The sequence below is a fragment of the Microcoleus sp. M2_D5 genome (assembly GCF_036701935.1).
GTDB lineage: Bacteria > Cyanobacteriota > Cyanobacteriia > Cyanobacteriales > Microcoleaceae > Microcoleus.
The window spans coordinates 1-26,876 of record NZ_JAUBRP010000083.1; the positions used below are offsets into that span (position 1 = coordinate 1).

The window sequence follows — 26,876 nt, forward strand, 5'->3', positions numbered from 1 at the left end:
TCGATGTCCACTGGAGGGGCAGCGATGAAGGCGATGATGTAGCAGATGGTGGCGCTCAGGAGTGTAGGAATCATCAATACTCCGAACCAACCTACATAAATGCGGTTGTCGGTGCTTGTGACCCATTCGCAGAAGCGTTCCCAGACGTTGGCGCTTTCGCGCTGCTGTAAGGTTGTTGTCATGGTTTTATGATTGCTGTATTTGGTTGTCAATGTTCGGATGATGTTTATATTATTAACGGTCTTGTTAACGTTTGTAAAGGGGTTTAGCGACAGTTAAACTGATGAGGGTCATCAGGAAAGCTGATGAAACCAGAGACAGGGGCGAAAAAAGCCCATTGCTAGACCGATCGAGATGACAATGTAATTATGCCCGCACCAACTCCAACCGATATCGGTACAAAGCCACAGGATGCCCGCCAGCCGCAAAATAATCCGGGTCCTGCGGCGACAAATAAATCGCTGTCACCTGATCCGCCTCAATTCTTGTACTCGCAGAATCGCCATTTTTCCCGCCTCCAACAACTCGATAAGCCGTTGTAGTTTCCACCTCATTTAAATAAATATCAGACTCTCCCCGAAAAATCTGCTGAGAAATCTCTGTAGACACAAACTCGCGAGGATTCGGCGTCTCAGTTCCCCGACTGGTAACAATCGAAATTAATTGGCGTTCCCCTTTCAAAACAGTAATTTGGCGGTTGGGATTGGTCGGATCGACTTTCACCGAAACTACGCCACGATCGCCTAAATAAGCCTTGGCAATATTCAAACCGTTAAAAGTGCGATCGGCTACAATCTTTTGAGCCTTTTTAAAAGTATAATTAGAAATTAACCCAAGATTTTGTTCAGGTTGAAATCGCACTTTAAATAATACCGGCTGCTGCAAATACTGGCGGTTGCTTTCAAACCCAGGCGTGATAATATTTGGCGCTAAAGGAGCGGCTAAATCTACCAAAGTGCTAGCAACACTCCAATTCCCCGCCATCCAGTCGGGATATACCAAATCTCCCTTAGCTACAGCGATAGGAGGCTTGCTTTCCCAATTGGGAAAACTTGATATGCGATCGCCCAAAACCCCCGCCCTCGCACCGCCACCCCACAGCAACACCAGCAAAACCAAACAAAAACTCCAAAATACCTTCATACCCAATTACATTCAAAAAACTAACCTTCTGTCTCTCCTTCTCTTCTTTCTCTCTTCTCTGCGTTCTCTGCGCCCTCTGCGGTTCATTAATCCAAAAATTAGACAACAAATCAGTTAAACATCATATTTTATAGAATTTTCACAAACAGGCAAGATGCCTGTTTCACAAAATTAGATGTTCTGCTTGTGAGGAGTAGGGGTTGGGCAGGAGAACCCGCCCCCAATATGCAATTTAAAGGTGGAAAAACAGATTGTTTAAAGCGCCTCAACAGGTGCCGGCTCCCAAACTTCCCCGTATTTTTCCTTCAATTCGTGCCAATTTTCCACCTGTCCGGGTTCGTATTCCCCCGGCTTTACCCACTGCAAAAACGCACTCAAAGCAGCCTCATTTTGTTCGTCTAGAAAACGGATTGCATAAGTAGTAAAATTGCCTCTTTTCGCCTCACCAGTTTCAAACTTCACCTGTTTTATTTTGTCCATATTTAGGTGAAACTCAAATATTTCGGCGTGCATATTGGCATACTTTCCCTTCGGCAACTCCGCATAAAACAGCTTGTGAATTGAACCGCGCACTTCCAGCACAGCCGCGCTGCTAGTCACGATTAAACGCAGCGTTCCCAAGTTTTCGCAAGCTTCCAAGAATTCTTTCAGATTAGGCATAATTTAATTGGGGAATTGGGTATTGGCAAAACAGGGCATTGGTAATTGGTAATTGGTAATTAAGAACAACAATAACTAACAACTAATGACTAATGACTAATGACTAATGACTATGTTTCGTGCAGTTCGTAAGCAGCGACAATCCTCTGCACTAGAGGATGTCGCACCACATCCGCCTGAGAGAATTCGCAGAAAGCAATGCCCTCAACGTTGCGGAGAATGTTTTGGGCGACTGACAATCCCGACTGTTGGTTTGGCGGCAAATCTGTTTGAGTGATATCGCCCGTCACTACCATTCTCGATCGAAAGCCCAGACGAGTCAACACCATTTTCATCTGAGCCGGCGTCGTATTTTGAGCTTCGTCCAAAATTACGAAAGCATTGCTGAGAGTGCGCCCCCGCATATAAGCTAAAGGAGCTACTTCGATCAAGCCTCTTTCCATTAAATCGGCCATTTTTTCAGGGTCGATCATTTCTTGCAGGGCGTCGTAAAGCGGGCGCAAATACGGATCGACTTTTTGCTGCAAATCTCCCGGCAAAAACCCTAATTTTTCGCCAGCTTCCACCGCTGGCCTGGTTAAAATCAGCCGTTCGTACTGCTTGCTCAACAGCGCTTGCACGGCGAAAATAGCAGCTAGAAATGTTTTGCCAGTACCAGCGGGGCCAATGCAAAATGTCAGGTCATGCGTGCGTACTGCTTGGACGTATTGCCGCTGCTTGAAGGTTTTGGCTCTAATTTCTTCGCCGCGGCGGGTTCTGGCGAGAACATCTCGCTGCAAGTCTTGTAAATCGCCTTGGCGGTTGCTATCCAAAGCGAGGCGCGCCGTCTGGATTTCAACTCCGGTAATATTTTTGCCGGATTTCCAATAGTCGGAGAGCGATCGCACTAATTTATGACACAATTCTACTTGACTTTTTGTGCCAGAAATCAGCAGTTCTTGCCCTCGCATTACCAGGGTAGCACCGGTTTGCTTAGAGATCATTTTCAGGTTTTCTTCTTGATTACCGGCCAGCGACATTGCACTTTGGGTGCTCGGTAACTCTATTGTTAGTTTTTCATTCATGCCAACATAATCTCCTCCAAATAAGCAATTAAAAGTTAACAACTAAACGTTCAACCAGTCACTATTTGCGAACAAAAAGACGCCATTTACTAGGTAAAACCTAGTATCTAAGGCGTCTTTTAGATTTAGCTCCCAAATGAGTTTGGTGCTTGAGGCACAAATCAAATCTCCCTTCTATTAAGTCAGGCAATTTTAGATTTTAGATTTGAAATTTTAGATTTTAGATGAACCTGATGCCGCTGACATTTGAAATTTGAAATTTCACATTTGTTTCCGATCGCAAAACCGGCAATTTCAAACCAAACGGGGCTTGTAATACAAAGTCTACAACAGGCTATCTAAAATCTAAAATTCTTTCTGGACTCTGCAGTTAGTTAATAACCGGGAGTATTTCTGCTCGTTCTAAACGTAGGTGTGTTAGTACGGCGAGGTTGTTCTCTCGGAGTTCTGCTAGCCAAGGGACTCGGCGACGGAGGTGGCGTCCGGGGTCGGAAGTCGCCTCGCGGCTCCCGCGAGCCACGATCTGGGCGATCCCGATCCGGGCGGTCGCGATCCGGGCGATCCCGATCGCCCCTGGGCGGGCCAGATCCGCGATCGCCCGCTTCGCCATCGTATATATCTAAGTAGAGGGACTGACCCGCCGTCTGCGCCACCGCTTCGAGCGTAGTTCTAATCGCCTGAATATTGCGTCCGCCCCTACCGTAAACCCGGCCTTTGTCGGGATCTTCAAAAGCAAGCCTAACCCAGACCCGCGATTGGCGCGGGTGCAGTTCGCAATCAACCCGCAAAGAGCCGGGGGTCTCTAAAAAAGGCCCAATTAAAAACTTAACCAGTCCAGCATAGTTGGGACTAGCTGGCTGTTGCTGTGCTGGATTCAACGTTAGCTCCGGCTCCGACTTGTTCAAATACATGGGCTTTTCTCAGGATGTCACGCACGGTGTCAGTTGGCTGAGCGCCTTCTTGCAGGCGCTTGACAATCGCTGGAACATCCAGCCTGGTTTCGTTATTTCTGGGGTTGTAATAGCCGAGCTCTTCTAGGGGACGGCCGTCGCGGCGAGTAGAACTGTTCATCGCTACAATTCGGTAGCTGGTCTCGCGTTTTTTCCCGTATCTCTTCAATCGCAGTTTGATCATCTTCTTGCACAATAGTCTTGTTCCAATTCTAAGCTATTTTGTCAGTGCTCCTTCCCCGAACCCCAACTCAACCCCTATTTCTTAACCTCCGACCAAAATATCGCTACGATTTGCTGCCCCCAAGGCAGGTCTGGCGCCGTCAATGTGCGGTGTAATTGCTACTGGCAAAATCGATGCAGTTCCCCACTGCTGCACCAATTTTTGCAAAAATATATCTTGCTGCGCTCTCAAAGAGTCCCAATCAGTGCCGCGATTAATAATTGCAAACCAAACTAAACCCCGATCGCGCGTGGGGATAGCTCCAGCCAAAGCAATCACCGTGTCCAAAGTACCAGTTTTCACCACAGCCGATCGCGGAATGTGTCGGGATTCCAAAGTTCCTTTATCGCGCCCGGACACCGGAAACAAGTCAGCAACTGTCAGCCCAGTCGTCTGAAGGTTGCGCCCGATCGCCTGCATCATCCCACAAGCCGCCCTCGGAGACATCCGATTTTCCACTCCCAGTCCCGAACCGTTAACTAATTGAAGTTCATCCTCCGGCACCCCCGCAGCCCAAGTCGCTTGCTGCTGAACTATTTTTGCCCCACCCAAATCGTCGGCGAGCATCTGAGCGATTTCATTATCGCTGTGGACGTTCATCTGCTTGAGAATTTCGGCTAAAGGAAGCGATCGGCGCTTCAGCAGCAAACGCCCCGAAGTCACAAATTTCTCAGCAATGACGCTGCCGGCAACCGTTACTTGCGGCTTTCTAGTTCCCGGAGCCATCTTAGAATACATTGCCACCACGTCCGCAGGCCAATTACTACCCTCAAGAGCTTGCCGCAGTATCTCCCCCGCCACCAAAGGATCGGACTGATAATTCATGCGGAAATTGCCTGTCACCACCAAATTCCCCGCCACCCGCTCGATACCCATTTGATTGAGAGCATTGCCCACGGCGATCGCCTCCTCCCACACAAACAGCGGATCGCCCCCGCCGCTGACCACCAAATCTCCCTGCAACACCCCATTCCTAATCGGCCCAGTTCCCCGGAACCGCGTTTCAAACTGATAATCCGGGCCCCAAGTATCCAGCGACGCCAGAGAAGTTGCAATCTTAGTCAGCGAAGCCCCAGGCATCAGCGTCTTCCCCTGCTGACTTACCAGCGGCACCATTCCCGCTTGCACCCAAATTCCCTGATTCCCCTCAATCAGGTTCTTGTCCTTCAACTCTTTCAAATATTCCCGCACGGTCGCTTCTGCAGGCAAGTCGGGATTTGCCCCATCTATTCCCCCAAAAGCCAAATCTTCGGCCACCACTAACCCGGGTATCCCTCCCCGCCAAGCCAGCACTGACGCAGCATTAGGCGCGGCACTGCCTACTCCAGCCATGTCGAGCCACAGAGACATCATCCCCGAGCTAAATAAATCCAGCATTTTTTACTCCTAAAGTCAATCGATATTAGATTTTAGATTTGAGATTAAAGAATTGAAGAAAGCGCTCCCACTGATAAATCCGGGGGCAAGTGATGAGGATGGGGAGCTTTTTTCTCGCTCCACGGATGAATCCGGGGTTTCCGGACTAAAGTGCTTGCGGTCATGTAAACTATTTCATTGATTTTTTCAATTTGCAGTCAAAAATAGTAAAGTAGTGACAAAACAAGTTCTATCAGAGTAGTCGGAAATAAGAATTGTCCGATCGCCCTAGCGATCGGATTTTAGTTCTTTATTCAGACTTGTGGATTCAAGCTCCTGACCGAAAGACGAGACGCAAGCCCCGGGCTACCGACATGGGGATAAGTCGGTAGCGGTTTCAACCGCCGTGTATAATCAGCACAAGCGAAAAGTGAGTAGGAATAACATAAGAGCGCATTGAAGTACCCTAGTATGGAGCAATCCCAGCAACGGACTGATCCAACTAGATTTGGAATAGTTAAAGGGCAAATAATGGCAGGGTATGGAGCGTTCAAACTTAAACATACGAAGGACTCAGAAAGTATACGCAATCTCAGCTTTAAGCTGTTTGAGTGAGTAGAGGGATACTTGAATGTCCCGTTGTCGCCTTGATTGGTGGGCAAGAATCCCCCGGCTTTAGACGTGGGGAGGTTCAATTCCTGGTAGAATTTTTAGTGTTTCTCAAACATTGGTCAATGGGATCGACACGCGCAAGAATTGCAATAGACGCTATGGGTGGGGATCATGCCCCCGCCGAAGTTGTAGCTGGAGCGCTTAAGGCACAAGAAGAATTAGGCGTAGAGATTTTGCTCGTGGGCGACCCGCAGCAAATAGAAGACTCGCTCCGGCAACAAGACGCGATCGGCCGCGTCTGTACAGGTCAGCTAGAAATCGTTCCTTCAGAAGGAGCGGTGGAAATGCACGAAGAACCTTTGAGTGCCCTCAAACGCAAGCCCAACGCTTCGATTAACGTAGCGATGAACTTGGTAAAGCAGCAGCAAGCTGATGCTGTGGTGTCCGCCGGTCACTCCGGCGCGGCAATGGCTGCTGCCCTGCTCAGGTTGGGCCGGCTCCCCGGAATCGATCGCCCTGCGATCGGTGCGGTTTTGCCCACAATGGTACCGGGCAGCTCTGTACTTATTCTCGATGTCGGCGCTAATGTGGACTGCCGCCCCAAATTTTTGGAGCAGTTCGCTCTTATGGGAACTATTTACAGCCAGTTCGTGCTGGGCGTCGCCGAACCTAAAATCGGCCTGCTCAACATTGGCGAAGAACCTTCTAAAGGCAACGACGCAGCGGTGCGAACTCACCAGTTATTGGTGGACAACCCGAACATTCCTTTTGTCGGCAATGCCGAAGGCCGCGACGTGCTGTCTGGGAAGTTCGACGTGATTGTCTGCGACGGGTTTGTCGGCAACGTGTTGTTAAAGTTTGCCGAAGCGGTGGGCGAAGTCGTAGTCCAGGTGCTTAAGGAAGAGTTGGTCAAAGGACTCCAACATCAAATTAACGACCCTATGCTGCAAAAAAGCTTGCAAGGATTCAAGCAGCGGGTAGACCACGTTGAACACGGCGGCGGTTTGCTGTTGGGCGTTGCTGGAGTTTGCATTATCAGCCACGGTTCGTCTCAAGCTGCTTCAATTTTCAATGCCATTCGTTTGGCGAAGGAGGCTGTTGACAACCAAGTGCTGGAGCGAATTCGATCGTCCAATAACCAAAGCGCTCTGGAACAAGAAGCTGTGAATTAAAAGCAGTAAGTAGGAATTAAAAATTAAAAATGTCAAATTAAAAATGTCAGCTTAAACCAACTGTTTTGCTTAAAAAAAAGTAATTTCAGCAGTTTAAAAATTAATTTTAATTGGTAGTTTTTAATTTTTAATTTCTAGATGGATCGCTCATAAATGGAGAGGAATGTTGCAGCAATCAGGGTTCGGCATTGCCGTCACGGGTAGCGGTTCTTGTACACCGCAGGTTTCGCTGGATAATAACGGTTTGAGTCAGATAGTAGAAACGTCTGACGAGTGGATAGGGGCGCGGACGGGCATTCGTTCCCGCAGGCTGGCGGACGATCGCACTTCTTTGTGCGATTTAGCCACAGAGGCATCTCAAAAGGCGATCGCAATGGCAGAAATATCGCCTGCAGATATTGATTTGATTATTTTGGCGACTTCCAGTCCTGACGATTTGTTTGGCACTGCCAGTAAAATTCAATATCAGTTGGGCGCGACAAAAGCTGTGGCTTTTGATTTGACAGCAGCTTGTTCGGGCTTTGTTTTTGGTTTAGTGACAGCCTCGCAGTTCATTCGGACAGGGGTTTATCAAAATGTTTTGCTGATCGGAGCCGATATTTTATCTCGCTGGGTGAATTGGTCGGATCGCGGTACTTGCATTCTATTTGGAGACGGTGCAGGTGCGGTGGTATTGCAGGCTTCAGAAGTCGATTCCTTTTTGGGATTTGAAATTCGCAGCGACGGCACGCAAAATTCGTCTCTCAATTTGGCTTACAAAGCCGAGTCAAAAGAATTAATTGAGGGCGTCAGCGTCGCAGTTGGTGGATTTGAACCCATCACAATGAATGGTCAAGAAATCTATCGCTTTGCCGTGAGAAAAGTGCCAGAAGTCATAGAAAAAGCTATGTTTCGGGCAAATGTCAGCGCTGCTGAAATTGACTGGCTGTTGTTGCACCAAGCCAATCAGCGGATTCTCGATGCAGTTGCTCAAAGGCTAAAGATTCCCCCCGAAAAAGTAATCAGGAATTTGGCGAATTACGGCAATACCTCAGCGGCTTCAATTCCCCTTGCCTTAGACGAAGCCGTGCGTCTGGGTAAAGTTAAAGCGGGCGATACTATTGCTGCTGCTGGTTTCGGTGCAGGTTTGACTTGGGGGGCTGCGATTTTTAAATGGGGAAGGTAAAGCGATTTTCGATTGGCGATTTTCGATTGGGGAATCATGGTAATACCATTTTTGATTTTCGATTGGCGATTTTCGATTTTAGATTGGGAATTACTGAGGAACTATGGGTTTGGCTCTGGTACAGCAGTTTCATTCTTTTTGGGAACTGGTATAATGTTTGGCGACTTTAAAGTTTGGCTAATGATTGTCGGGAGTGCTACCCTTGAAAAATACAAATCCTTTAACACGCCATACATAGGGCAAGGTTCGCAGCAGTGCACCACCCGGACAGCAGTTATTGACAAGCGCGTGCTCAAAGGGAAAATCCTCTATTCTTCGATCGACTTTCCCCGGCTGGAAGGTTAAAAATTTTGTTACGGCTATTAATTAAATTAAAGTAGCAAAAAAAATATAAACCTGGTGAAAATCGCAATTATTATGTTATAATTGTGAGTCGCGAGTAGATAGTTCGTTAACCGAAAGATAGCGGATACCAGCGAGCGAAGTTAGAAGCGGGAAAGAAAGAATTTTTGCAATCACCAATTAGCAACCACCAATTAGCAGATTACCGGAAAAATGACTAAAACAGCATGGGTATTTCCCGGACAAGGTTCCCAGGCGATCGGGATGGGTGCAGACTTATTAAACTTGCCAACAGCCAAAGCCAAATTTGAGATCGCTAAAGAAATTTTAGGCTGGTCTGTCCCGGAAGTTTGCCAAAAAGAAGAAGCAAAACTATCTCGGACTCTCTACACTCAGCCTTGCTTGTTCGTAGTAGAAAGTATTTTGGCCGACTTAGTGCGAGAAAAAAGCGATCGGCCAGCAGTCGTTGCCGGTCACAGTTTAGGAGAATATGTTGCCCTCTACGCAGCAGGCGTCTTTGACTTTGAAACCGGATTGCGCTTAGTCAAACGCCGCGCCGAACTCATGGAAACTGCCTCCGGCGGGCAAATGGTGGCTTTGATCGGGTTCGACAGGCAGGAACTCGAACTGCAAATTCAATACAGCCGAGACGTAGTGCTGGCAAACGACAACAGCGAAGCACAAGTCGTGATTTCTGGAACGCCCGCAGCAGTAGAAGATTTGCTTGCCAAAATCAAAGTCAAACGCGCGGTTAAATTGAATGTTTCCGGTGCGTTTCACTCTCCCCTGATGGCATCAGTCGCGGCAGAGTTTCAACTAGCGTTAAAGTCTGCAAGGTTTTCCGATGCTAAAATGCTGGTGCTCTCGAACGCAGAACCGTCAGCCACTACCAGCGCAGCCACTTTAAAGCAGCGGTTGACTCAGCAGATGACCAAAGGCGTGCGGTGGCGAGAAATTTCTCTGCAATTGCCGCAACAAGGAATCGATCGGGTAGTGGAAATTGGCCCCGGCAAAGTTCTCACTGGTTTGATCAAACGGACTTGTCCCGATTTAGCGTTGGTAAATGTTAGCAGTTTTGCAGATTTGCCAGCTTAATCTATTTTTAGCCTGTTATTAAACGGCAGGCTCTCAAATTTAGAGTTAATTGGCCCGAAGATTGCCGAAAAACAATTTGCACAACAGGCAATATTCCGATTTGCCTGTTGTGCACCAGACAGTTAGAAAATATTAATCAAAAATCTGGAAATCGATCGACCTGACCGAAAGCATCCAGGATACCCGCCACGCGATCGATCCGTCCAGAAATAAAAAACCTGTATCCGATAAAGGATCTCCCCAATTTATCTGGCGCAAGTCAATGCTTCAATTCTAAAATCTAAAATCTAAAATCTAAAATCTAAAATCGATTGACGGGGCGATCGACAAATCCTGATGTAGACTAGGCGTAAAAACCAAGCTTATCTGGTATTTATATGAAAAAAGTCCTTTACTGGTTGATGGGCGACAAGGCAGGCAGAACCATAGTAGGTGCGTGGAACTGGCTGTGGGGACTGCCAGTAGAGTCAGGCGGCCAGGTGTCGGTGGCGGTAGCCGAAGAATCGCTGCGATCGATGCAAGAATCAGTGCAAAAGCTAGCAGCAGCAGTCTCCACCCAAGTTGCAGCCTACCAGCGCGCCAAAACGAAATATGAAGAAAAAGTTAGGGAAATGCAAGCCGTAGAGCGCCAAGCCATCACAGCCCAGCGCAACGGCAACGAAGAAGCAGCCCGCTTGGCAATGTCGAAGGTAATTCAGACAGAACAAATTCTGCCGCAATTAGAATCCCAAGTAAAACAAGCCGAACAATACGTCAACGCTTCCAAAGACAAGCTAAATCGAGAACGGATGAAGCTGGAAGCCTACAAAACCGATATGCAAAATATGAAAGATATGGCAGAGATTAACGAAGCCCTCCGAGCCATATCCACAGTAAACAACGACCTCAGTATCGATTCAGCTCGATCGCAGTTTGAGCAAGCCAAAAACGCCGTCCACGGCCGCAACATCCAACAGCAAGCTTTAGCAGAAATATCTGAGAACCCCCAAGAAAGACTTCAGGCAGAATTAGAAAATATGACCTTAGACGATGAAGTTAATCGCAGGCTGCAAATGTTAGAAGGCTCGAACAACAAAGAACTTCCCAACTAAGGAGAATTTTATGGCTAAGAGCGGGCCTCCCCCCATAGTTTTTATTCTGTTATTTCTCTTGCTCGCCGGTGGCGGTTGGTTCTTTTTTCTCAATAAACCAGCCTCCCAGGATGCTAATAATACCCCCACTCCCACACCTGCAGGCAATGCTGTCGCACCTCCAGTCGCGCCAGTAGTCGGCGGTGCTTCGCCTGTTGCAGCTAGTTCCTTTGCACTTCCAGCTTCCGTACCTGCAGGCACGGCCGTGAGAATTGACGGTTCTACCAGCATGGTGACAATCAATCAGAACCTCAAGAACGGCTTTCAAGCCAAGTTTTCCGGCACTACAGTCGATACCAAAGCGAACGGTTCTGAAAAAGGAATTCAGGATTTGGTGGCGGGAACAGCCGATATTGCAGCGGTATCGCGACCTTTGACGGCTCGAGAACAAGGTCGGGGTTTGGCAGCGGTGCCTGTTGCCCTAGATACCATCGCCCTTGTAGTCGGGATTAACAACCCCTTCAAGGGAGGTTTAACTTCCGCTCAAGTTCAAGAGATATTCAAGGGAAATGTTCAAGACTGGTCGAAAGTCGGCGGCCCGGCAGGCCCGATTAAAGTAATTAACAGACCGGCAGTTAGTGGCACTCACCAAACGTTTAAAGAACAAGTGCTCGGAGGTGGCGAGTTTGGCGCGACCCCAAATATTACCACGCTCGATCGAGATGCGACAACTCCCCTGCTGCAAGCTTTAGGCAACAACGGCATTGGCTATGCCACATTCGCTCAAGTAGTCAATCAGAGAACGGTGCGCGTTGTTCCCGTCAACGGCGCGACAACTGATGCAGGTAACTATCCTTACAAGCGGCAGTTGTACTACGCTTACAAAAATCCTCCTAGCCCAGCAGTTAAGGATTTCTTGGGCTACGCGATTTCTTCGGAAGGACAAAAAGCGATGCTGGCAGGAAATTGAGCCTTTGCAAAGAATTCGCCCGAATAAATTCTGGCGCTACACAAGCTTGCAAAGCGGTTTCAACCGCCAAATCATCTAACAGCACGACACGCATAAACACGGATACACTGATGATAGGATCGCGAATTAAATAATTTACACTCTCGAAAGTGGGTTGGACTCTTATAGCCCGCCCTTTCTGGACGGGCTATAAGAGTCCATCCCACAAGAACCATCACGCATTCTAAGTTATTTAAGTCTCATTCCATAGTCAACTTAGCCAATTAGCTAAACAGTCCGATCGCTCGACCTATCCGTGTATCCGTGTCAAAATCCGTGTAGTGCTACTTTTTTGATTCCTGAACTGATAGGCTAATATTCGATGTAATTTAAAATCTCAGGTTTTCTGTGAGCAAAAGTCGCGAACCAGTCGAAAGTTTACTTCTCTACTATTTATTCAAATGGTCAATTGTCAGCCCGATGCTGCACCTGTACTTTCGGGGCCGCATCTACGGTGCAGAAAATGTTCCGACAGAAGGGCCACTGGTAGTAGTCAGCAATCACGCCAGCGATTTTGACCCGCCGATTTTGTCCAATTGCATGAGGCGGCCGGTTGCATTTATGGCAAAGGAAGAGTTATTTAAAGTTCCTATTTTGAAGCAGGCAATTACGCTTTACGGTGCTTATCCAGTCAAGCGGGAAAGTGCCGATCGCAGTGCAATTCGCTCGGCTATCAACTCTTTGGAAAATGGCTGGGCGACGGGTGTATTTTTGCAGGGAACTCGCACGCCAGACGGCAGAATTACTGAACCGAAATTAGGTGCGGCGCTGATAGCTGCTAAGGCAAAAGCGCCGCTCTTACCTGTTAGTTTGTGGGGAACTCACGCAATTTCGTCGAAAGGTTCGGGAATGCCGCGTCCGGTGCCGCTGACGGTGCGAATTGGCAAGCTAATTGAAGCGCCCGGTTCGTCGGATCGCGAGGAGTTGCAAGCGCTGACTCAAAGATGTGCGATCGAGATCAATGCGATGCACGATTTGGGGCGCTGATTTGCTTGGAGGATGTTTTGTATAACTTACCAAGAAAGCTGGTTTGATAGATAAAAAACATCGTTACAGGTTTGTAGTGAGAAGGAAGACTCCTCGTTACAAACCTATTTTATTGCGATTGTACGATGCCTCTGACATAAGCGACAGCTAAGGGGGAAATTTTTTCTGTAACTGCTGCGATAACTTGGCGATCGAAGTCAGTCCAAACTCTGGGGCGATCGAACATACAAGGCTGCAAAACCCCCCACAATAAGCCGTCAGCACAAAGGTGAGCGTGGATCAAAGCTCGATGTCCGAACTCTTTGGCTTCAAAATCTTTGTTGACTACTTCAGGATTTGCTGTTTCAACATCCTCAACAAAAATCGACGGTTCAGTTCGCAAAGCTGCTGCAAACAAAGGGTCTTCTTCCCCTAAAGATTCCGGTTCTTTTTTCCATTCTGCGTCCCAAACCTCTGGAATGTTCGAGTTGCGACGCCAGCAGTAAGGTACTCTGCCTCTTTGCGTTTCAGGATTGCGGAGGTAGAGAAAGACCCGATCGCAATTTAACACCTCGCCTAAAGCCGGCACCAAAGCAGAAAAAACAGCATCCGGCGTTTTGCTGTCACTCAAAATTTTATCCAGAACTTGCGGCAGAATTTGCTCGGTCATTAACTTTAGCTTTTGAATTTCATCTACTAATTGTAAACTACTCCTTCTTTTCTCTTCTCTTCTTTTACGCATTTGTCATCACCGTCTTCGCGGTTCGTTAAATCGCTATAGAAGACAAGTTTTAAAACCAGAGGGAATGGAAAAAAATTAAAACTTGCTCAATCCTTCCCTTTGTTTATTCCATTCTGGCTTGGCTGAAGTTAGCACCCGTATAACCGGTTGTCAGCCAAAGAATAGCCCTAGCGCCGTCGCGAACAGCTTTTTGCACCGGTTCGGGGGTTCGCCCAGACGGAACTGCCACAGGCTTAAAGGTAATGCCTCGACTACCGAGTACGATTTCGCCGATAATCTGAGCTCGCCGCATATGATCGTCAGAAGTGATCAGATACACGCTCTCAATCCCTCTAGCTTTCAATTCATCTACCAGCGTAGTAAAATTTGTTACCGTATCCACAGCTCTGTAATCTAAGTGCAGGCGATCGGACTCGATTCCCGCTTCTGAAAACACCCATTCCGCGAACTCAGGATTGCTCCCAGACGACACCCAAATCGGCAATTCAGGATACTTCTGAGCAAATTTGGCAGCAAACACCTCTCGCTCCGTAGCCCCACCTAGAACTAACAAAGCTTGGGGTCTCTGAAATTCGCTCTTAACCTGCTGATAGCCAAACCAACACGCCATCAAAAGTCCTACTAGGAACCAAAAACTGCGTGAAGTGTTCAAACGCTTGTAACGCTGCGTGTTTGAATTGATTCTTAACCACATCTAAACCTATAAAAATTTTATGTAACTCACAAAGGAACCATAACAAAAAATACCGCACGTATAGCCCACTAACAGGAATTAAAAATTAAAATTTAAAAAAGGGTCGGCGGATCATAGGATTTTAGATTTTAGATTTTAGATTTTAGATTTTAGATTTTAGATTTTAGATTGACTCTACGCTTGTGGTGCGGCTTCAATGGGGGATTTTAGATTTTAGCTTTCAGATTTTATACCAACCGCCTTGGCGGTTGGTATAAAATCTGGGAGCCAATTCCTTAGCGGATATGCAAAAAAGAGGGGCAAAACTTAAGCTTTCCCCTCCGGCTGTTAATTTTTCTTGATTGTTAACGGGACTGGCCGGGTTCGAACCGGCGACCTAGCGCTTCAGATTTGTGTGAGTTTCCCCACTCTCTGGACTATACCTTCACCATAGGCTTGCAGCTTTTAGGTGGTGACCGTCTAGTCTCTAAACCTTCCTGATTTCAATATAGGCGATTGTTTAATCGCCATGAACTCAGGCTTGGCTTGGTATTGCCTTAAAGTCCTAGGAACCCACGAACTCTTTAGGTTTCACCAAATTTGACCACATTCACTCCCAGAGTTTCCTCGCGGGGTGCCCGATTCTTCAGGAGGCGCTTGCTCTATCCATCTGAGCCACAGCCCCAGTTGCTAAACCGTTTTGATTATAGCAGTTAATGTCGATTTTGATTTTTTTTTTGATGATTACCGATCGCCAGTTGCCAGTTTCGCAGCGATGCGGGCAAAGTTTTCGGCTGCGGTGAGTTTACCGGCACCGTAACAGGCGCGCTGTCTCCATGCGGTGACGGGAAGATGTCCGGGGGGAGCATCTTCGCTGAAGGAGAGCTCGCTGTAATATTTCCAATTTTCCTTGACTCGCCAGCCGACTCGATCGCAAAATTCAGTATAGTTAGCCCCGGTACTTTCCCAAATCTGCTGCTGCACGCTCAACCCGAACCGCCCGCTGCTGTATTGTTGCCAAAGTCGGTCGATCGTGCGAAGGTCTGTAGGAGGAAAACTGTCAATATCGGCTGCACTCAGCCAACCTTCGTCTTCCCTGACAGCGATTTGCAGCAAGATTTCCCAAGTGTGTTCATCAGCTTTGCGCCATTTTCCAGTTTCTAATAGCTTTGTCAGTTGGCGGTAGTCCATCCCCACTTCCGAGATAGCCGCAGTTGACTCAGGTATGGCGCCGATTTTGTCTTCTAGTCGCAGTAGAGTGCTGACAATCAATTCGGGGTTTAGTTGTTCTAGGCGGTACAGAACCCATTCTAACTGAGATTGAATGTGTGTGCGGGCGATCGCACCTTGCTGCACTTCCCCCTGCAACTCATCAAATTTAGCTAACCAATTTTGTTGATTGCGGGCCAATTCCCACATTTGTTTTGCCCACTGCAATCTAACTTGTTCTTTTTTTAAATAAGTTTTGGAAGGCTTAGCACGTTGCGGGTAGGGAGTCAAATCCCAGCCGCAAATCGAGCAAAACTCTGCTTTTTCTTCTATGTATTCAGCACCGCACACTGGACAGTTAGACATATTGCCATCAATTCGGTTGCCAAGTAATTATATGACATCTGGTAAATTAACCATAATTCGATTAGGTACGCACTTCGCACCCTACAATTACAGTTTATCTGTAGTAATGTGCGCTTTTCGCACCCCAAAGTTAGAGTTAATTATACCGCTCTAACAAGGCAAGCGAATAGTAAACAAACTGCCTTTGCCCAACTCTGATGTTACCTCGATCGTGCCGCGGTGAGCTTCCACTATTTGGCGGCAGAGGTGCAGTCCCAAACCTGTACTTGACTTCTTATGAGTTCCCGAGCTAAACCTTTCAAATAACTTTGCTTGTTCGGTGGGAGAAATGCCAGCACCGGTGTCTTTGATGTCTATGATTACCCATGCCAGCGGTTGGTTTTTGAAGCTAGTGTAAGCAGGGGAATTAGCAGCTTTTAAGCTGACATCTATTGAGCCGTTGTCGGTGAATTTAATTGCATTTCCGATTAAATTTGTCAGCAAACGGTGTAGCTCCAGACGATCGCCCGGATACTTCGCAATCGGGGCACTTTCTGCACTTTCTGTCAAGTCTAAATTTACGGATAAACCTTTAGCATCCGCTAGGGGAGCTAGTTCTTCAGCTACCTCAGTAATAAGCTGGCGCAAGTCCACGGCAGCGAAACTCAGGGATTTGCGGCCTGCTTCGTAGCGATATACTTCCAGCAACATATTTACCATCGCGATCAGGTTTTTGTTGCTGCGAACCATCGTCCCGAAAGCGTCGCGCATGGGAAGGGAAATTTCTCCCAAAGCTCCCTGCTGCATTAAAGTTAGCATTCGATCGGCTGCTACGAGGGGAGTCCGCAAGTCGTGAGCGAGTCTGGAGACAAAATCTTCGCGCTGGAGGGCGATCGAATTGCGCTCGTCTACGCTGTGTTTTAGCCGCAGGAGCGATCGCACCCTCGCGAGCAGTTCATCCATTTCGACTGGTTTGCGGATGAAATCGTCTGCTCCCATGTCCAATCCCTGCACTACGCTGGCACTGTCGTGAGCAGTGATCAGCAAAATCGGCATGAAGGGCAATTCCTTATTTTCTCGGATTCGTTTAGTGACTTCGTAACCATCCATTCCTGGCATCATCACGTCTAGCAGTACCAAATCCGGTGCTGACTTGTCAATTTGACTCAAGGCAGAAAAGCCGTTTTCCGCCGTGCTAATTTCGTAACCTTCTTCTTCCAGGATTGTCTGCACCAACAAAACATTATCTGGTGCATCATCTACAACCAGAATCCGATCGGCTTTTGTGGCATTGGGAACAGATAAATAACTCATTTAATTGCTAGCCTGGAAAAATTTTTTCAACTTTAATATGGTTTCCAACTTATGATTTCACATTTTTACACTTGTTAACTCTGTCATAAGGAATATCTCACAACTTTATCAAATCTTTTTACTTTTTATCAGTCGGATGTAATATAATCTACTACTTGGTTGTCATCGTATGCACACCGTCCCAATCATCGGGCGGGGGTACTTCCAAATAGCTCAGGGCTCGGTCGAGGTGAACTTCCACAGGTCGATCGCCAGGCCGCATTGCTAAAGCCGCTTCAAAATAACTAATAGCTTTCTGAAAATTTCTAGCAATATAAGCATCCCTACCGTTACTATAAAGTTCCAAAAACCGAACGGTTTCCCCATCAATGGGTTCAGAACTATTTTGCAGCAACTCGTAAATACCAACTGGTTGATTTTTGCCCTTAACCCGCACCTTGTCTAACTCTCGCACCCAAATTCGTTCGCGACACAAACTGTATGTAAATTCGCTCAAAATTATATCGCATCCGTACTCCTTTGTAAGCTGTTCCAATCGCGAACTCAAATTCACCGCATCCCCGATTACCGTGTAATCCATTCGCTTTTGGGAACCAATATTTCCCGAAACCACCTCTCCGGAACTAATTCCAATTCCGAAGCGAAATGGATCTTCGCCGGGGCGAGAATCATTAAACTCTTTCAAACGCCGGCGCATATCTAAAGCCGACTGCACCGCCATCCAACCGTGACTTTCGGGGGGATTCAGCGGCAGGGGCGCGCCAAAGACCGCCATTAAAGCATCGCCGATAAACTTGTCTAAAATGCCTTCGTAGTGGATAACGGCCTCCACCATCGTCTCAAAATATTCGTTCAGCAGGGATACCACATCGGAGGCTCCCAAATTTTCGGTCAGCGTGGTGTAGCCGCGAATGTCGGAAAATAAAATAGTCACTTCTTTGCGTTCGCCCACCATCAAGGCGCCTTCACCCAAGGCCATCACTTTATCTACGACTCCAGGAGTCAGGTAGCGGTACATCGTATTTTTCATCCGCTTTTCGCGGCTGATGTCTTCGAGTACCACTAAACCGCCGCGCACGCCGCCCTCTGGATTTAGCAGCGGGTTGACAGTCAAATTCAAACTGCGTTCAATTACTTTAATTCCAGAGGCGGGGATGGGCAGCGGGCAATAAGGGTGATACAGGGCAGAATTTCGCAGGGCAAATAGAGATTGGGCATTAGCTAATTCTGCCAGCGCTACTTCCTCAGTCCACGCGCGGTTTTCTCCCCAAGCGTAATATAAATTAGGGTCAGCGCGATCGGGCACGGCCAAAATATAACTTTCTTCTTCTTCTTTTTGTTGTTGTTGTTGGGAATTAAGTGTTTTTTCTACCAACAGTCCCACAGTTAAACTTTGTTCGGGAACGTAATGTCGGGCAGCATTTTTGAGACTGTCTTCTAGTCGAAATTGCAAATTGTCGATCGGCACAACTTCCCAAACATAGCGATTCACCAGTTTATCTTCCCAAATTTGGGGATTGTGTTTGCTTTTAGCTTGATTTACCGGACAGCCCAACAATTCTAGGGCTGCTTCGTTGATAGTCACAACTCGCCCCTTCAAATCCGTGGAAATCACTGCATCAGAAAGACTTTGCAGCATATCTTTCTGATACTGCTTTTCCACCATCACATTCTGAAACAGTTGAGAATTTTGCAGCGCCATTCCCGCTTGGGAATTAAACGCTCGCAAAAACTCTTCGTCGGAAGGGGTGAAAGTACCTTGGTTCTTATTAATTAGCTGAGTTACCCCGATCAGCTCACCTTTAGCGTTATGCACCGGCATACACAAGACAGTCCGAGTGCGGTATCCCGTTTTCTGGTCTGTAGAGGGGTCAAAGCGGGGATCGTCGTAAGCATCTGTAATATTTAGAGGTTGACCGGTCGAAGCCACGTAGCCTGCAATTCCCTTATTAGCAGGAATGCGGATTTCGACCATCGTTTTGTCGTCAGCCTTGGCGACTTTTGTCCAGAGTTCGTTGGTTTCCCGATTTAATAAAAATAGCGTGCTGCGATCGGCCTGCATCAAGTCGCGAGCTTGATCCATTACAGAGCGCAAAGTTGTTTCCAAGTCAAGACTTTGACCCAAAGTCGTGGTGGCTCTCAACAGTGCGGCAACCCCTCGCTGGTTGCGGGCGACGACGTAGAAAGACTGACAGCTTTCGAGAATAATCCCGATCGAATCTGCAAAAGCCTGGAACTGCTGTTCGTCTTCCTCGGTAAAGGAGACATTGCCAGCTTTATTTAACAGTCTGACCACCGCTACGGGTTCGTGTTGGCTCTTGCTGCTAAAAATCGGCATACAGAGGATGGTCTCGATCTGGTAGCCCGGTGGTTCGTCTACTTCGGTATTAAAATACTCGTGCGATCGAGCTTCGGCGACATTGATCGATTTTCCGGTTGTTGCTACGTAGCCTAAAATGCCTGCATCCATCGGCAAGCGCACTTCTACATCTTCGCCCGTAAGTGGATCGACTGTTTTGTGCCACAGTTGATTTTTGTTCGAGTCAACCAAAAAAATTGTTGTCCGGTCTGCTTGCAAAATTTGACCAATTTTCACAGTGAAGGCATCCAAAAGTTGCTCTAAGAGACTTTCGAGTGCTTCATTGTTAATCAGGTCCATCGCCCGGATAAATTGCTGAAATTCAGCCGTGATAAAGTCCAGCAGGCACACTAATTCAGGAACTGGCAAGCTCTTAACACGGGAGGTCAATGCCCCCATAAAATTGACTTGAGTCAGTGTAGCCAGAACGCTACCAGTATTGGAGAATGTCATGATTAACTGCTTGCTCAGATGGGTAGACTGACCGCAGGTCGATCTGCGCGAGATTCGGCGGCGGTGCAAACTCTTGAATTTGTTTGCAAGCGCATCGGCACTCGCTTGTCGCTTTGATGAATCGTGAGTTCAAAAGTGGCGCACGCAACTTCAGTTTGCTTGTTATGTATGCTCGATCGATCTTTTTTCCAACCTCGATACTGATGAGGGTTCGTCAATTCAAGCTGAACTTGAGTTCGCAAAACAGAAGGCCTGAAAATTAGGTGACAGGCTTTAGTTCGATCGACAGTGCCATGTAGATTTGACGTTCTGTGCTCGGCCCCAGCGCGCGGTGTTACTGTTTTAGCGCACTCGGCGACCGTATCCGGTCAGGTAAAGGGCGCTATGAAAGCAGCGCGCAAGGCATTCCTACAGAGCTTACTCATAGTTTAATGGTAAACGCAACAGCAGGATAGCGACGGTAATTTATGCAGCAAAAAAGTTCGATCGGTCTTTGAAAACATCCCTATTCAATACCAACTGACGATCGAACAGCGAAGCTAAGCTGGCGGTGATGTTTAAAGGTGCTACAGATCCTGACATTTAGGCCGCTCTGGGCACAGACTCGGCAAACACCACTGATTGATAGTACCGCTGCAGTTGTGCGGCAGCGGCAGCCCAACCCCAGCGTTCGGCTTCTTTGCGAGCGTTGTGGCGCAGGGTTTCCCGTTCTTCGGGATTCGCAAACAGACGCTTGGTGGCGGCGAGTGCTCCTTCTTCGTCGGCGGGGTCAAATAAATATCCGTTAACGCCGTCGGTGACGATATCGGGAATTCCGCCGCTGCGCGCCGCCACTACGGGCGTCCCCGCAGCCATTGCTTCTAGGAGCACTAAGCCCAGGGTTTCGGTGCGGGAGGGAAAAATGAAGGCGTCGGCGGATGCGTAAGCTCTTGCCAGTTCTTGCCCTTTGAGGTAGCCGACAAAATTGGTGGGTGTACCGGCAAAATATTGTTCGAGGGTTTGCCGGTGCGGGCCGTCTCCCACTAAGGCGAGGCGGGCGTCGGGAATGGCTGCGAGGACTGGTTTGATGCGTTCGATTTCTTTTTCTGCACCGAGGCGGCCGACGTACAGCAGCAGGGGACTGTCTGGGTTATTTTCCGAAAGGCGCGATCGCATTTCTCGACTTGCCAATTCCGGGACAAACATTTCAGTATCTACGCCCCGCTGCCATAAATCTACTCGCTCAATGCCGTGGCTTCTCAATTCCTCCACCATTGCTGTAGAAGTACACAAATTAAGTTCTGCTTGGTTGTGAGCACCTTTGAGCAATTCCCACAATAAAGGTTCGAGGACTCCGAAACCGTAGTGGTGCAAGTATTTCGGCAAATGCGTGTGGTAAGAAGCCAAAATCGGAATATTGAATTTTTTGCCGTAATATATACCGCCCAATCCCAAAATAGCGGGATTGACAACATGAATAATATCCGGTTTAAACTGCTCTAATTGGCGGCCGACAGCGGGAGAAGGAAGTGCCATTTTCAATTCCGGGTACATCGGCAAAGGCAAACCCTCCACGCCATAAACTCTGGCGCCTTTGTATTCTTTAATTCCGTAATCTGGGGAAAAGATGAGAACTTGTTCGCCCGATCGCTGCAAGTGATCTACAGTGTGAATCAGGCGCGTTACAATGCCGTCTATTTTTGGCAAAAATGTTTCAGTGAACAGAGCAATTTTCATAAAACGAAGGAAGTTCGGCAACGGATTTTGTAAGGGATGTAACGGATGTAACGGATGTCGGGAAGAAGGATTTAGTTATTTTTATATTGTTGGGAAATTGAAAATCCCAGCCTTTGGCCAACGTCGGGGTCGATAACAGGATACACTGTCTCAGAGGGAGTAAGTAATTGGATGCGATCGCCTCCTCGATACTGGCGCTGTTGCTGCACAAATTCGGAAATATCCTCGATGTTAACAATCCAATCTCGCGCGTAACGAGCCAAAGCACTGCCCCGCAAACCCTGTTGAATAGCCCGCCGTTCCAGTTTTGCACCGCTGGGATGGTGGTGCGGGTCCCATTGCAGCCGCACGGCAGAATTTTTAACAGCTTGTTTCCATTCTTTTTCGCTTCCGTACACTTCTGGAACGAAATTAGAATGGACAGCCGATGCTAAAATTTCGTCAAAAGCCGATCGCCGAAGCCAAACAGCCAGAATCACTTCTTGTCCGGGATTTGTTCCCCATTGCGATCGATACATCATCCACAAAAAATTGGGTTTAATCCAACTCATGCGGTTCAGACTGAATTCGCCGCCAAAATAACCGTGTTCCGCTGCAAAAAGACCGATCGCCGGACGGTAAGCTTGGTACACTACAACAGTATTATCGTCAAATTGTGCCAGAATGTGACGACCTGTTTTCGGCCAATTACTTACCTGATTTAAGTAAGGTTCTGTCAGCAGCTTCATTATCAATAATTACGATCGAGATGTTTGTGAAGGCAACATACAAATACCGTGAATTCCGATCGAACCCATTATCCCGCCTAAAAGCAATCCCACCCCTTCAGCCAAGCAATTAATTCTGTGAATTTCCTGTGCAGTTTTAGCAATTAAGATTTCCTTTTCCGCAGCAGAAGGCGATTCGCTAACTCGACGGTAATTTTGATAACTCGCCGTTAGTGCAGCCCATTCCGGTATTAAATAATAAGCACAGACTGCACTAGCAGAAAATCCAGGCATAACCACTAAAAGTAACAGAATGATAATTCGACTTTTCACGGCGTTTATTCCCAAACAAGCCAGCAGTAAAAACCTGATGCCATCTTTTAATTAACCGCAGAGGACGCAGAGGACACAGAGAAAGAGATAAAAAAGATAGATTATCGTAATATACAGCCAAATCCATTCAGAACTTGCGAACCTTCTCCTCTCTTCCCTTCTTTTCTCTTACTTCGCGCCCTAGCGCTTACGCGCGGCTTCGCCTAACGCGCCTTTGCGGTTCGTTAAAAAGCTCTTTCCCCGCAGGTAGAAGCCAGAACTTACTTCCAAGAAACCTTCGGCAAAATCTGGTTTTTATCGACACGGTGCTGATATTTAGTTGCAAAATTCAGCAGAGAATCGAGCAGGGAATCTGAGAGATAGTGCGGTTGCAAACCGAGGTCTAGCAAATTGGTGTTTTTGGCATTGAAATAATGTTCTTCTTTCTCGACTCTGGGATTTTCGATGTTGTTGATTTCTACTTTTAATCCCATTGCCATGCCTGCTTTTTGCACCAAGGAGGCTAAGTCGCCGACGCTGAATTGTTCGGTGAATTGGTTGAAGACGCGGAATTGTCCGGCTTCGGCGGGGTTGGCTAGAGCCAATTCCACGCACCGCACGGTATCCCGAATGTCTAAGAAGCTGCGGGTTTGTCCGCCACTGCCGTAAACTGTCAGGGGATGACCGATCGCAGCTTGGATGCAAAATCTGTTCAATGCTGTCCCAAATACTCCGTCGTAGTCCAAACGGTTGATCAACAGTTCGTCCATGCCGGTTTCATCTGTGAGCACGCCGTAGACTACGCCCTGATTTAAGTCGGTGGCTCTTAAACCCCAGATTTTGCAAGCAAAATGGATGTTGTGGGAGTCGTGGACTTTTGACAGGTGGTAGAAACTGCCTGGTTGTTTTGGATAGGGTAGTGTATCCTTGCGACCGTTGTGTTCGATCGTAATGTAGCCTTCTTCAATGTCAATATTCGGCGTGCCGTATTCGCCCATTGTCCCCAATTTCACTAGGTGACAGTCGGGGAAGTCTTCGCGGATGGCGTACAGCAGGTTGAGTGTTCCGACGACGTTATTGACTTGGGTGAGGACTGCGTGTTCGCGATCGATCATTGAGAAAGGTGCCGAACGCTGTTCGCCGAAATGGACGATCGCCTCTGGTGCAAATTTTCTCATGCTTTTGCTGAGAAAATCGTAGTTGGTGATGTCACCGACGAACAAGTCGATCGACTTGCCCGTTAAATCTTGCCATCGCTGGAGTCGTTGCTGAATCGGTGCGATGGGAGTGAGGGTGTCGCTGCACAGTTCCAGATCCCAGTGCCGCCTCACGAAGCTGTCGAGGATGCCAACTTCGTAACCTTTGTTAGAAAGGTAGAGTGCGGTTGCCCAACCGCAATAGCCATCGCCACCAATAACCAGGACTTTCATAAATCAACGGTGAATCTTGCTTGCCAATACTGGGTTAATGTACCAGGTATTGGTGCATTCTGAACCTTTAATAAGCGCGTGTTCGCCCAGGAAGGACTCTGTTTTTTGAGATTAACCCGGAATTTCGTCGGCGAAACTGGCCCGGCGGGTGAATTCAAAGGGGCCGGCCTGGGCTCCCCAGACGTGGGCGTCGGTTTCTGGGTCGCGCCCGCGATCGTGGCTGATAAATTTGTCTTGGTCAATCTCGAATTCGCTGTCTAGATAGGTTTTTTTGCCGTTTCTGACCACGGCACAGCCTTTTCCTGGTTCGACAGACCCTTTGAAGCTGTTGCCCGTCCACTGCGTAATAAAGGTGCAGCCGGGAAGCAGTGTCAGTTGTGCTTTTTTGATTTCTTGCAGCCGTTGCGGGTCGCGGGAAGCGCCGTAGAATTGTTCTTCGTTTTCTATGGCATAATTTTCGATGTCGATTCGATCGCCCGCCGGGACTAATTTCAAAACTCGGACTCGGTACGGTACGTGCAGTTCAATATCGTAGGCTTGTTCTAGGTACAAGCTGATCCCATCCAGAACTTCGATCGGCAAAGGCCTCATGCAGACGCGGATGTGGGCGAAGAATGGCGGGTTTTCAAAGGCTTGGGCTTGGTTGCTGAAATCGGCGGCCATCCAGCGGGCGAGGGTGACGATATCTGTGGAATGAGTCATTTCGATTTTAGATTTTAGATTTTAGATTTTGGATTGAGGGAGTAGAAGTTATTTTAGGGGAAAGGGCGTGTCAGACGAAATTCTGCGACTATTATCTAGAGTTTCAGTGTTAAAAACCCCTTATTGTCGCCGCGTCATTGCCATCACAGCATCAACAGTAAGTTCTGGTAAAATGCTTAAAGTTGGTAAAATGTCTGCTCCCGAACAAACTAGGGGTAGGTTATCGCCCTGCCATACCCAAACTTGTTGGCGAGATAAATCTATTAACCATGCTAATTGCGTTCCATTGCTAAGGCAAAGGAGAATCTTATTCTGCAAGTCTAAAGTGCTTTGATTTGGCGATCGAATTTCAATCAACCAATCTGGCGCTCCATCAAACGGCCCGTCTTCATCAGGAAGCCGATCGCACGCTACGATCGCGATATCTGGCACTGGTGAATGGGGAGGTAGCAAGCAGCGCAATTCTGGAACTGCTTCAAATCTGTCGGTACGATCGTTGATATAGTTAACCAAGTTGTTTTGCAGTCGCGAGTGAAACAGAGTTGGCATAGTTTTTTGGACTGCTCGCCCAGCCATCAATTCCCATGCGGGCGAAGACTCAATATTTGGTTGAGCGAGAAACTCTTCTAGTGAAACTGTTGCAATAAACTGAACCATGTTTTTTAGAAGGACTTCACTGTGCTTGTCACGCGCAAAACTCTACTGCATTATACCGCAAAATCAATGCCTTTTCTTCTGCCAACTCTCGAATTTTTAGTCGAACTCGCCCCATTGGTGCGCCTTCAATCTTCCAAAATCTCGACCAAATCTTCCATTGTCACGTCGAAGGCGCGGGCAATTTTGTAGACAGCAGAAATATCGGCTGTATTCAAAGCATCGCGCTGAACGTAGCTTCTGACAGTGTTGTAATTAACTCTGGATCGATCGGCAACTTGCTTTAGTGTCCAACCCTTTTGCTCAGCTAGTTCTCGAATCCGCAATCTAACATATCCCATTAGCGCGATCGCCCTTACTATTCCAAAAACTCGACCAAATCTTCAATCATGACATCAAAAGCAAGGGCGATCTTCCCAACGGCACTCAGATCGACCATACTCATCCCATCATCGCGTCTAGCGTACCCTTTAACCGTGTTGTAATTAACCCCTGAGCGATCGGCCACGTCTTGCAGCGTCCAGCCCTTTTCTTCTGCCAACTCTCGAATCTTTAGTCGAACTCGCCCCATTGGTGCGCCCTCAATCTTCCAAAATCTCGACCAAATCTTCCATTGTCACGTCGAAGGCGCGGGCAATTTTGTAGACAGCAGAAAGATCGACTGTATTCAAAGCATCGCGCCTCCCGTAGCTTTTTACTGTGTTGTAGTTGACTCCCGAGCGATCGGCAACTTCTTTGAACGTCCAACCTCTTTGCTCAGCTAGTTCTCGAATCCGCAGTCTAACGTAGCCCATATTTGGCTTGACATCGGTGCATATATACCCGACAATAGCTATGTACACTGAAAACGATCGCCCTCCTAGCCTCGAAAACTTAAGGGCGACCGTTTTTCTACCAAATCCCGCTTTCTGCGGGGAAGGATTACCCTATGATACCAACATCCAAGCCCAAATTAAACACTCATCCCTGGTGTATCGTGCGGCAATTGCCAAATATGCAGCGATTGGTGGTTGCTCGGTTCCACCGTCGGGGCGATGCTGATGGATACATACAGATTTTACGGGGGTTGTTGCCGCAGGCTAAACACGCGATCGTTTTTGATACGACAGGGGCCCAGAAATTGGCACAAGTGCGATCGACTCAATTAGAACGAATGTTGTAATTAATCAGGAGCGATCGAATTTTACAACAAGTGCGATCGCTCCTTCATCCTCAAGGTGAATAATTGGGGAATCGAGAGATTTTAGATTTTAGATTTTAGATTTTAAATTTTAAATTTTAGATTTTAAATTTTAGATTTTAAATTTTAGATTTTAGCATTAACCAAATTAGTCTGGGTCTCATATTAAATTTGCCACTTAAGTAGGTCGGTGCGAAAAAACCGAACTATGTTAAAATAAGTAAAGATAGGAAATACGTCTACCAAGGTAACT

At 47.5% G+C, this 26,876-nt stretch carries 29 protein-coding genes and 1 pseudogene; 8 read left to right on the forward strand and 22 right to left on the reverse strand.

Going from position 1 to position 26,876, the window contains the following annotated elements; genetic code table 11:
* The 7 genes and pseudogenes from QUA50_RS25085 to QUA50_RS25115 all read right to left on the reverse strand — a co-directional run.
* Positions 1-182 (reverse strand): annotated as a pseudogene (locus QUA50_RS25085) (photosystem II q(b) protein); the annotation flags it as partial.
* Positions 183-366: 184 nt separating this feature from the next.
* Positions 367-1,143: a DUF6816 family protein gene (locus QUA50_RS25090; protein ID WP_333267890.1), complete on the reverse strand. Its 777-nt coding sequence runs from the start codon at positions 1,141-1,143 to the stop codon at positions 367-369.
* Between the two features lie 255 nt (positions 1,144-1,398).
* Entirely contained in the window at positions 1,399-1,803 is a 405-nt protein-coding gene (locus QUA50_RS25095; RefSeq protein ID WP_333267888.1) for a ChuX/HutX family heme-like substrate-binding protein, read from the reverse strand.
* Positions 1,804-1,913: 110 nt separating this feature from the next.
* Positions 1,914-2,867, reverse strand: coding sequence for a PhoH family protein (locus tag QUA50_RS25100; RefSeq protein WP_333267885.1), 954 nt, complete (start codon positions 2,865-2,867; stop codon positions 1,914-1,916).
* 374 nt (positions 2,868-3,241) lie between these two features.
* Positions 3,242-3,745, reverse strand: a complete 504-nt coding sequence (locus QUA50_RS25105; protein WP_333267883.1) for a KH domain-containing protein — start codon at positions 3,743-3,745, stop codon at positions 3,242-3,244.
* On the reverse strand, positions 3,717-4,001 hold the full coding sequence (rpsP, locus tag QUA50_RS25110; RefSeq protein ID WP_015175207.1) for a 30S ribosomal protein S16: 285 nt from the start codon (positions 3,999-4,001) through the stop codon (positions 3,717-3,719). The genes QUA50_RS25105 and rpsP overlap by 29 nt, the downstream gene beginning before the upstream one ends.
* An 81-nt stretch (positions 4,002-4,082) precedes the next feature.
* The gene (locus tag QUA50_RS25115; RefSeq protein WP_333267881.1) at positions 4,083-5,417 is read right to left on the reverse strand and encodes a D-alanyl-D-alanine carboxypeptidase; all 1,335 of its coding nucleotides are present in this window, start codon (positions 5,415-5,417) and stop codon (positions 4,083-4,085) included.
* A gap of 713 nt (positions 5,418-6,130) precedes the next feature.
* Here QUA50_RS25115 and plsX point away from each other — a divergent pair.
* The 7 genes from plsX to QUA50_RS25150 all read left to right on the forward strand — a co-directional run bounded on the left by plsX (position 6,131) and on the right by QUA50_RS25150 (position 12,848).
* Positions 6,131-7,180, forward strand: coding sequence for a phosphate acyltransferase PlsX (plsX, locus tag QUA50_RS25120; RefSeq protein WP_333267880.1), 1,050 nt, complete (start codon positions 6,131-6,133; stop codon positions 7,178-7,180).
* 163 nt (positions 7,181-7,343) lie between these two features.
* Positions 7,344-8,345 (forward strand): beta-ketoacyl-ACP synthase III, encoded by a 1,002-nt coding sequence (locus tag QUA50_RS25125; RefSeq protein WP_333267878.1) that lies wholly within the window; start codon positions 7,344-7,346, stop codon positions 8,343-8,345.
* 36 nt (positions 8,346-8,381) lie between these two features.
* Entirely contained in the window at positions 8,382-8,690 is a 309-nt protein-coding gene (locus QUA50_RS25130) for a hypothetical protein (protein WP_333267876.1), read from the forward strand.
* Between the two features lie 210 nt (positions 8,691-8,900).
* Positions 8,901-9,782 carry an ACP S-malonyltransferase gene (gene fabD / locus QUA50_RS25135; protein ID WP_333267874.1) on the forward strand — a complete coding sequence of 294 codons (882 nt, stop codon included), beginning with the start codon at positions 8,901-8,903 and terminating at the stop codon, positions 9,780-9,782.
* A 377-nt stretch (positions 9,783-10,159) separates the two neighbouring features.
* Complete coding sequence (locus QUA50_RS25140; RefSeq protein WP_333267872.1) at positions 10,160-10,873, forward strand: PspA/IM30 family protein; 714 nt, start codon at positions 10,160-10,162, stop codon at positions 10,871-10,873.
* Positions 10,874-10,883: 10 nt separating this feature from the next.
* A complete protein-coding gene (locus tag QUA50_RS25145) occupies positions 10,884-11,822 on the forward strand; it encodes a phosphate ABC transporter substrate-binding protein (RefSeq protein WP_333267870.1) in 939 nt (312 codons plus the stop codon).
* Between the two features lie 387 nt (positions 11,823-12,209).
* The gene (locus tag QUA50_RS25150) at positions 12,210-12,848 is read left to right on the forward strand and encodes a lysophospholipid acyltransferase family protein (RefSeq protein ID WP_333245199.1); all 639 of its coding nucleotides are present in this window, start codon (positions 12,210-12,212) and stop codon (positions 12,846-12,848) included.
* Positions 12,849-12,957: 109 nt separating this feature from the next.
* Here QUA50_RS25150 and QUA50_RS25155 read toward each other — a convergent pair whose 3' ends face one another.
* The 15 genes from QUA50_RS25155 to QUA50_RS25225 all read right to left on the reverse strand — a co-directional run bounded on the left by QUA50_RS25155 (position 12,958) and on the right by QUA50_RS25225 (position 26,237).
* On the reverse strand, positions 12,958-13,569 hold the full coding sequence (locus QUA50_RS25155) for a GAF domain-containing protein (RefSeq protein ID WP_333267868.1): 612 nt from the start codon (positions 13,567-13,569) through the stop codon (positions 12,958-12,960).
* 103 nt (positions 13,570-13,672) lie between these two features.
* Positions 13,673-14,263 carry a YdcF family protein gene (locus QUA50_RS25160; protein ID WP_333267866.1) on the reverse strand — a complete coding sequence of 197 codons (591 nt, stop codon included), beginning with the start codon at positions 14,261-14,263 and terminating at the stop codon, positions 13,673-13,675.
* 723 nt (positions 14,264-14,986) lie between these two features.
* The gene (locus tag QUA50_RS25165) at positions 14,987-15,817 is read right to left on the reverse strand and encodes a GUN4 domain-containing protein (RefSeq protein WP_333267864.1); all 831 of its coding nucleotides are present in this window, start codon (positions 15,815-15,817) and stop codon (positions 14,987-14,989) included.
* Between the two features lie 150 nt (positions 15,818-15,967).
* Positions 15,968-17,110: a hybrid sensor histidine kinase/response regulator gene (locus QUA50_RS25170; RefSeq protein ID WP_333267863.1), complete on the reverse strand. Its 1,143-nt coding sequence runs from the start codon at positions 17,108-17,110 to the stop codon at positions 15,968-15,970.
* A gap of 151 nt (positions 17,111-17,261) precedes the next feature.
* Positions 17,262-19,922, reverse strand: coding sequence for a GAF domain-containing protein (locus QUA50_RS25175; protein ID WP_333267861.1), 2,661 nt, complete (start codon positions 19,920-19,922; stop codon positions 17,262-17,264).
* Between the two features lie 14 nt (positions 19,923-19,936).
* On the reverse strand, positions 19,937-20,164 hold the full coding sequence (locus QUA50_RS25180) for a hypothetical protein (RefSeq protein WP_333273325.1): 228 nt from the start codon (positions 20,162-20,164) through the stop codon (positions 19,937-19,939).
* Positions 20,165-20,504: 340 nt separating this feature from the next.
* Positions 20,505-21,638, reverse strand: a complete 1,134-nt coding sequence (locus tag QUA50_RS25185; protein ID WP_333267859.1) for a glycosyltransferase family 1 protein — start codon at positions 21,636-21,638, stop codon at positions 20,505-20,507.
* A 71-nt stretch (positions 21,639-21,709) separates the two neighbouring features.
* Positions 21,710-22,366 carry a DUF4291 domain-containing protein gene (locus QUA50_RS25190; RefSeq protein WP_333267856.1) on the reverse strand — a complete coding sequence of 219 codons (657 nt, stop codon included), beginning with the start codon at positions 22,364-22,366 and terminating at the stop codon, positions 21,710-21,712.
* Positions 22,367-22,375: 9 nt separating this feature from the next.
* Complete coding sequence (locus tag QUA50_RS25195) at positions 22,376-22,678, reverse strand: hypothetical protein (protein ID WP_333267854.1); 303 nt, start codon at positions 22,676-22,678, stop codon at positions 22,376-22,378.
* A gap of 260 nt (positions 22,679-22,938) precedes the next feature.
* Complete coding sequence (locus tag QUA50_RS25200; RefSeq protein ID WP_333057384.1) at positions 22,939-24,087, reverse strand: NAD-dependent epimerase/dehydratase family protein; 1,149 nt, start codon at positions 24,085-24,087, stop codon at positions 22,939-22,941.
* A 111-nt stretch (positions 24,088-24,198) separates the two neighbouring features.
* The gene (locus QUA50_RS25205) at positions 24,199-24,789 is read right to left on the reverse strand and encodes a chromophore lyase CpcT/CpeT (RefSeq protein ID WP_333267852.1); all 591 of its coding nucleotides are present in this window, start codon (positions 24,787-24,789) and stop codon (positions 24,199-24,201) included.
* 120 nt (positions 24,790-24,909) lie between these two features.
* Positions 24,910-25,446, reverse strand: a complete 537-nt coding sequence (locus tag QUA50_RS25210; RefSeq protein WP_333267850.1) for a Uma2 family endonuclease — start codon at positions 25,444-25,446, stop codon at positions 24,910-24,912.
* A 125-nt stretch (positions 25,447-25,571) separates the two neighbouring features.
* Positions 25,572-25,784 carry a helix-turn-helix transcriptional regulator gene (locus tag QUA50_RS25215; RefSeq protein ID WP_333267848.1) on the reverse strand — a complete coding sequence of 71 codons (213 nt, stop codon included), beginning with the start codon at positions 25,782-25,784 and terminating at the stop codon, positions 25,572-25,574.
* Between the two features lie 17 nt (positions 25,785-25,801).
* Complete coding sequence (locus tag QUA50_RS25220; RefSeq protein ID WP_333267846.1) at positions 25,802-26,014, reverse strand: helix-turn-helix transcriptional regulator; 213 nt, start codon at positions 26,012-26,014, stop codon at positions 25,802-25,804.
* Positions 26,015-26,024: 10 nt separating this feature from the next.
* Positions 26,025-26,237, reverse strand: a complete 213-nt coding sequence (locus tag QUA50_RS25225) for a helix-turn-helix domain-containing protein (RefSeq protein ID WP_332942973.1) — start codon at positions 26,235-26,237, stop codon at positions 26,025-26,027.
* Positions 26,238-26,371: 134 nt separating this feature from the next.
* On the opposite strand from QUA50_RS25225, the gene QUA50_RS25230 reads away from it, so the two are divergent.
* Positions 26,372-26,605 (forward strand): hypothetical protein, encoded by a 234-nt coding sequence (locus tag QUA50_RS25230; RefSeq protein ID WP_333267845.1) that lies wholly within the window; start codon positions 26,372-26,374, stop codon positions 26,603-26,605.
* The last annotated feature ends 271 nt before the right edge of the window (positions 26,606-26,876 follow it).